The sequence below is a fragment of the Hyalangium sp. genome (genome assembly GCF_045802625.1).
Taxonomy (GTDB): Bacteria; Myxococcota; Myxococcia; order Myxococcales; family Myxococcaceae; genus Hyalangium.
Window position 1 is genome coordinate 1 of record NZ_JBJMQP010000031.1, and the last position, 6,435, is coordinate 6,435.

Below are 6,435 nucleotides of genomic sequence, written 5' to 3' on the forward strand. Positions count from 1 at the left end.
CCCCACTCCTCGTCTTCGAGCAAGAAGAAGCGCGGGTCAGGTGGCAGGTCCGAAGCCATGGGGAAATCTCTCCAGCATTTCCTTGCGGTTGTAGATCTCGCGCAGGAACGCTTCGAACTCCTTCTGCGTTGCCTCATCGAAGCGCCTGAGCCACCGGATGACCTCCAGGTCCACAGCGCGGTGCCACTTCTGATAGCCGCAGTGCGATTCCTTGTCCTTCGCTTTGGCCACGTAGCGCTCATCCCTCGGCTCGTACAGCCCGTGGAGGGTCTTATGCTCCTCCAGGGCCTTGGCGATGGGGCGGGAGATGACGTGGTGGTCTTGCCCCTGGCAGTCGGGGGGCTCGGGCGCGGCGGCCCCCTCGGCTTCGGCGGCGTCGGCGAATGCGGCGTCCTCTTTCGCCTGGGCCTCCTCCTGGCGCCTCGCCTCCGCGGCGTGGGTCGCCTGGTAGAGCGTCTTCACGCCGTTGAGGACTTCGGCAATCCTCTCGGGGGTGACCATGCAGCGATTGGCCGCGGTCGCCGGATCCCTCAAGATGCAGCAAGTCTCCGTGTCCCAGCAGGAGATTTGAGCCAGGTACAGGGGTTGGCTCGCATCGGCCGGCTGGCCCGTCTCGGTCCGTGGGCTCGTGTCTGTCAGCCGGCTCGCGGTGGCGTGCGCCTCCGAGGAACACCCCGCCGTGAGGCCGGGAAGCACGAGCAACAGGCAGAGAAGGAGTGCGCGCCCCACGTCTCTCATTCGATTCATGTTGGGATCGACGGCCAGGGCGCGTTCAGGAAGGCGAAGTTCGAGCGGGTCAAGTCCAGGCGCTCCCAGGGCAGCGACGAGGCGCAAAGTAGCATGGGGATTGAGGATTCTTCATGGACCGCCCCCCCTCCGGTGGGCCATGGCGCCAGGGGGGCCAGATCTGACCAGTCAGATCCAGGGGGGCCAGATCTGACCGGTCAGATCCAGGGGGGGGGCCAGATCTGACCGGTCAGATCCGGAGGCCTCCCGCGGCGATGGAGCACCCGGGTCCGCGCTCACACCGTCTCACCGCTGGGACGGAGGGAAACGTGTGTTGGCGGAGCACACCTTGGAAAGTCAACGGGTTGAACACGTGGGGCCGAGCGGACCCTTCGTACAAGCCTTTGGTTTTACAGCACATTTTGAAAGTGTCTCACCGGTGAGACACTTTTCTCACACTTGGCACAGTTTTGGAGGGGGCCTGCCGCGCAAGTGCCTGTGTTCTCAAGAAGACAGGCGTTGGCCCGCCATGTGCTCTGGCCCCGAGCACGGCCGACGCGAAAGCGCGGCCGGGGAGGCCTGAAGCCTCCAAGGGGGAATGAGCCATGTTCGAGTTGTTTCAGTCGAAGTCCAAGGATGTGTCGAAGCGGGGGCAGGACGTGAGCGCGCAGGACATGACGCTGGAGCAGGTGCGTGCGTCCATGCTCCAGCTCATGGCGGAGGAGAGCCTCAACCACCACCGCATGGGGCTGCTCTACAACTACGTGGTGGACAGGAAGCTGGCGGAGCTGGCCGGCTTCAAGGATGCCCCGGACTACTTCCACCAGAGCCTGAGCGACATCTCGCAGGCGACCCTGGCCGCGTACGGCGCGGTGTCGCGCAACTTCAGCGAGGAGATCGCCCGCCGCTTCGGTGTCACCTGCCTGTCGTTGCTGCTCAGCTACAAGAATGCGGCGAACGTCCAGGTGGATCACGAGCAGCCGGGCGGCACCCTCATCGAGGTGCCGGACAAGAAGGGTGTGGTGAGCTCCAAGCCCTTCTCCGCGTGCAGCGTGGATGAGATGCGCAAGGCCCTGCAGCACCGGCGCCAGCCCGCGCCCGGCACGGTGTTGACGCCGGAGGACGTGGCGCTGGCGGATCGGATCGACGGGGCGGTGAAGGGCTGCTTCCAGAAGGGGGATCCGGTCCGTGTCCAGCTGCGCAGCCATCAGGGCATGGCGGTGCTGGATCTCAAGGGGATCCCCCTGGCGAAATGGGAGAAGCTGAAGATGGCGTTGGTGGCGCTCGACCTGGGCCCGGGCGAGGCGCCGGAGGGCCAGCCCCCAGCCACCGCGTAAACGCTGAAGGCGCGCTCGCCGCAGCCGAGCCGGAGCATGGGCTCGGCTGCGGTGGCAGCCCGGCTACTCGCCGAGCGCCGCGTACTTCTCCAGCGTGTAGCGGTACTTCGCCTGGGCGCGCATCTTCGCCGCCAGGGCCCCGTGGAGGGACTCGTCCCAGCGGGTGTACTTCTCGATGAACCGATCCGAGGCCGCCTTGTCTCCGGCGCGCTGGATCGCCAGCACCTCGCGCAGCAGCTTGCCGACCACGTCGTGGTATTTCTCGTAGTGGATGTAGAGCCCGTCCGGGCGCGCCTCCAGCAGCCCGTGCTCCAGAAAATAGTTCATCTGCATCAGCTGCATCGTCTGGTACGGCTGATCCCTCCGCGGGCGGACGATCTGCAGCACGCGCTGGATGCCGCTCGCGTACAGCTCGCGCAGGGTGGTGTCGTCGTAGAAGACCCGCTCGCGCAGCGCCTTGCCCAGGTACAGGGCCACCAGATCCGACTTCATCTCCTCCAGGGCGCTCGAGTTCTCCTCCAGGGCGTCGCTGTTCACGGCGCGCCCCTTCACGTCTCGATCCGCGCCCAGGTAGTGGCCCACCTCGTGCCAGAGCGTCCGGTTGAAGCCGCCGCTGAGCCCCAGGTCTTTCCGGAACGCCGGCGCCATCACCGCCTCCCACTGCGCGCGGCTGTTCGCGAAGAGCTCGGGGTTCTTCAGGATGTTCTCGCGCAGCAGGATGGTCCGCCCGTACCGGCGGGCGTACAGCGGATCATTGGGGAGGATGCTGGCGGTGTTGGTGCCTCGGGCCTGCCCGAAGTCCGCGATCACCAGGTAGACGCCCACCGGGATCTCCGTGCTCACCGTCTTGTGCTGCTCGTAGGGCAGGCTGTCCTCGAAGGCCTGGAGCCCCTGCATCGCCTTCTCCAGCCGTGCCGTCGCCGCGTCGTCCCGGATCATCAGGCTCAGCGAGTAGAACGCCTTCGCGCCGAACAGCTCGTCGTCGTAGACCTCATACGCGCCGATCTGGGCGTTGAGGCGCTGGAACCGGCCTCGCACCCAGGAGGCGTCCCCGGACTCGTAGTCGTTGGAGAGCAGATCCCTGGCGCGGTTGCGCAGGTAGCCGGCGAACTCGGGATCGCTGCCCTCCAGGGCCGCGGCCGCCTCGAAGATCAGCCCGGAGGCCTTCACCATCTGCGGCGCATAGGCGACGGCGTAGGGCACGGCGTACAGCATCGCGGGATCCGGCTTCGCGGCGAGCGCGCGGAGCTTGTCGCCCAGCGCCGGGTGGAGCCCCTCAAGCACCGGGTAGCGCTTGAGCGTGTCGAGATCCTTCCGCAGCGAGGCGGCCTCCGCCCGGCGAACCACGGTCCGCAGATCCAGGATGGACGCTCGGAGCTCCGGGTGCCGATCCAGCACCTGCTGCACCTGCTCCTTGGTGATGCCCCAGGGGTAGACGTTCTTGCCGGGGACGACGGGGTCCGCCGCGACGAAGGGCAGCCGCTGGTTCTCCAGCGTGTTGGCGATGGGGCCCTGGAACAGCCGGTAGAACGTCCGCTGCTGCTCGGCGAGCGGAGACTTCGGCCCCTCGAGCTTCTTGCGGACCTCGAGCGCCTGGTGGTGCTTGGACTCCTCGTAGACGTCCTGGAAGAGCTGTCCCACCAGCAGGAGCTTGGAGACGGCGGTGCGCTCACCCGGAGTCAGGGCGGACAGGTCCGGCGCGAGCCGGATCGTCTGCATCTTCTCGGTGATCTGCTGGGCGAGCCGGTCATTCCAGGCGGGCGTGTCGGAGAGCGCGGTCGTGGTGGTCATGAGGAGCAGCAGGAGCGGGGCCCTGGGCATAGGGGGCGAGAGTACCTGGACTCGTGGTCCCCGGGCCACGCACTCGCGGCAGGGCTGCCACAGAGAGGGGAACTTCATTCGGGGAGGTGAATTGGCCCATGACTTGCTGCTATGGCTGGTCCGCAAACTTCGCGCGAAAGCCTCCATGAGCCTGCCGCTGCTGACGCTCCCCCTTCTGCTGCTCCACGCTGCTTCGGTCTCCCCCGCGACCGTCCCCGCCAAGGGGGCGCAGGAGGCCATCCTCACGCTCGATCGAGCCGGGCGCTACATCGTCAAGGCCCACAGCCCCGCGGGCACCGCGTGCGAGATTGTCGATCACGTGCGCGGGCCCTTCGAGCAGTCCGGCCGGGTAGGGCGCTCCAGCTGCGAGCTGGATCTGCTGCTGGACGCGGGCACCTACAAGCTGCGGCTGACCTCGAAGTCCAAGGGCAAGGGGAGCGTGGCGCTGTCGGTGACGCCGTACACGGAGCTCAACCCCTCGCCGGTGCGCCTGGAGCCCCGGCGCGAGGTGAAGCAGAGCCTCAAGCCGCGCCAGCAGGCCTCGTACTGGCTGAAGATCGACAAGCGCCAGGCGGTGACGCTGCGCCTGGCCGGGCGGCACGCGGGAGATGTGCGGCTGTGGCGCTCGGGCGAGTGGCTGGAGCCCCTCACGGCGCGCGACACCAGCCCTCGGCCTCACCCCGGCCAGCCCATCCACGAGTGGTGGTTCGAGGCCATGCTGGAGCCGGGCGTGTACCTGCTCACCGCGTACGGCACCGCGTCCACGACCTGGACCCAGAGCGAGACGCCGGATGACGCGGGGCTGACCGTGACGTGGGGCTTTCCGACGGCCCCCGAGGAGCGGATCGCCACCCTCACCCTGCCGGACACGGGGCTGGCCACGCTGGAGTTCCCGTCCGAGCCGGAGGCGGTCTTCCTCTCGCGCGAGGGCAACTCGAAGACGGCCACGCGCCTGAGCCTGCACGCCATGGGGGATGACGGCTCCACCAACGTGTTCAGCTCGGCCGAGGGCTCCTGCGAGATTGACGGCAAGGCGATCGTCCCCGAGTGCAAGGCCTTCTCCGACGCCAAGCATCGCCGGGTCGCGCTCATCCGCGGCGAGCCCGGGGCCCATGTGACGCTGCGGTGGGCCCGGCTCTATGACGGGCGGTGGGAGGATGGGGTCTACGGCAACGGGGCGCAGTCGCTGAGCTTCGGTGTGCCGAAGGAGGGGGACTACCTCGTCACGATCCACGAGACGCCGCTCGATCAGGATCACGCGCCCGTGGGGTGCGCGCTGAACGCGGTGCTCTCCAGTGGAGACACACTCGTGCAGCGGAGGGACTTGCTGCAGGTGAGCCCCGACAGCCCGTTCCGCCGCTCGTTCAACTACAGCGGCGGCGGCGCCACGCTCCAGTTCGAGATCACCCGCTCCGCGCGCTATGTCTTCCAGACGGCGGGGGACCGGAAGACGCGCTGCGAGCTGTTCCGCTACGAGGGGGACAAGCTCACGCGGCTCACGGAGACGCAGCCGGAGGCCAAGACGTGCCGGGTCGCCATCCCCGCGACGCCGGGCTTGTACGAGCTGCGCCTCTATGGCGGGACCGAGGGCATCGAGAACGTGACGGTTGCCGCGGACGGGCCGCAGCCGCAGGGAGAGACGCCGACCAAGGTGTCATGCATCTTCCCCAAGGTGCACCTGGGCACGTACTCCGCCTATGCGCTGACCAGCACGCGCAGCTCGGAGAAAGCGCTGCGAGGCCTGTTCCTCCGCTCGTTGCCACTCACCCTGGGTGAGCCCCTGGCGCTGGTGCTCGATGGGCGCAAGAGCGTGAAGCTCCCGCTGAGCGGCGGGCGCCCCGTGGAGATCCGCGCGCTGAGCGGTGAGGCCTTCAACTGCGCCCTGGGAGACACGAAGGTGGCCACCAAGGGCGGCACCTGCTCGCTGCCGGGGAGCGCCGGGGAGCTCACCCTGGAGAACCCGGGAGACGCGGCCATCACGCTCTCGGTGCGCAGGCCCTCGCCGCCGCCTCCGGCGCCTCCACCGCTGGTGGCGTTCAGCCCGAAGCTCGCGCCGCTGCCGGTGCTGGCGCCCTCGACGCCCATGTGGCTGGACTTCGATCGAGGCGAGAATCACTCCCTCATCTTCGACGTGAAGGACGCCGGGCTCTACCACGTGACGACCCAGGGGCTGCTGTCCACGCAGTGCAGCATCCGGACGCCGGTGGTGCAGGAGGTGGGCGCGGCGACGGGAGGAGGGCGCGGGCGCAACTGCCTGGTGTCCTCGTACCTGCGGCCCGGGCGCTACCTGCTGGATGTGCGCACGGTGGGGAAGAGCCGGGGCCGTGGCGCGGTGCTGCTCGAGCAGCGCGCGGTCAAGCCCGCCGAGGGGGTGAGCGGCGATGCCGAGGTCTTCTTCCGCGCGGATGCGGGAGATCTCATCCAGCAGAAGCTGCGCGTGCCCAAGCGAGGCGAGTACACGCTGAGCACCGCGGCGCAGAGCGGCGCGCTCCAGTGCCGGTTGGATGATCCGCAGGGCTGGCCCGTGGTGAGGATCCCGGCGCCCTGCACC

General features: G+C 68.4%; 4 protein-coding genes. 2 read left to right on the forward strand and 2 right to left on the reverse strand.

Annotation, left to right across the window (positions count from 1 at the left end; translation table 11 throughout):
• Nucleotides 1-36: 36 nt before the first annotated feature.
• On the reverse strand, nt 37-747 hold the full coding sequence (locus tag ACJ8AT_RS05215; RefSeq protein ID WP_407736462.1) for a Wall-associated protein precursor: 711 nt from the start codon (nt 745-747) through the stop codon (nt 37-39).
• Nucleotides 748-1,331: 584 nt separating this feature from the next.
• Between ACJ8AT_RS05215 and ACJ8AT_RS05220 the strand changes: the two genes are divergently transcribed.
• Nucleotides 1,332-2,063 carry a hypothetical protein gene (locus ACJ8AT_RS05220; RefSeq protein WP_407736464.1) on the forward strand — a complete coding sequence of 244 codons (732 nt, stop codon included), beginning with the start codon at nt 1,332-1,334 and terminating at the stop codon, nt 2,061-2,063.
• 63 nt (nt 2,064-2,126) lie between these two features.
• Here ACJ8AT_RS05220 and ACJ8AT_RS05225 read toward each other — a convergent pair whose 3' ends face one another.
• Nucleotides 2,127-3,854, reverse strand: a complete 1,728-nt coding sequence (locus tag ACJ8AT_RS05225) for an NUDIX hydrolase (protein ID WP_407736465.1) — start codon at nt 3,852-3,854, stop codon at nt 2,127-2,129.
• Between the two features lie 175 nt (nt 3,855-4,029).
• On the opposite strand from ACJ8AT_RS05225, the gene ACJ8AT_RS05230 reads away from it, so the two are divergent.
• Nucleotides 4,030-6,435 (forward strand): hypothetical protein (locus ACJ8AT_RS05230; protein WP_407736466.1); only part of this gene is annotated, 2,406 nt, incomplete at its 3' end.

Bases quoted from the DNA above. Each gene is read 5' to 3' on its own strand.
- ACJ8AT_RS05225 (WP_407736465.1), bottom strand. From the start codon at position 3,854: ATGACCACCACGACCGCGCTCTCCGACACGCCCGCCTGGAATGACCGG.
- ACJ8AT_RS05220 (WP_407736464.1), top strand. From the start codon at position 1,332: ATGTTCGAGTTGTTTCAGTCGAAGTCCAAGGATGTGTCGAAGCGGGGG.
- ACJ8AT_RS05215 (WP_407736462.1), bottom strand. From the start codon at position 747: ATGAATCGAATGAGAGACGTGGGGCGCGCACTCCTTCTCTGCCTGTTG.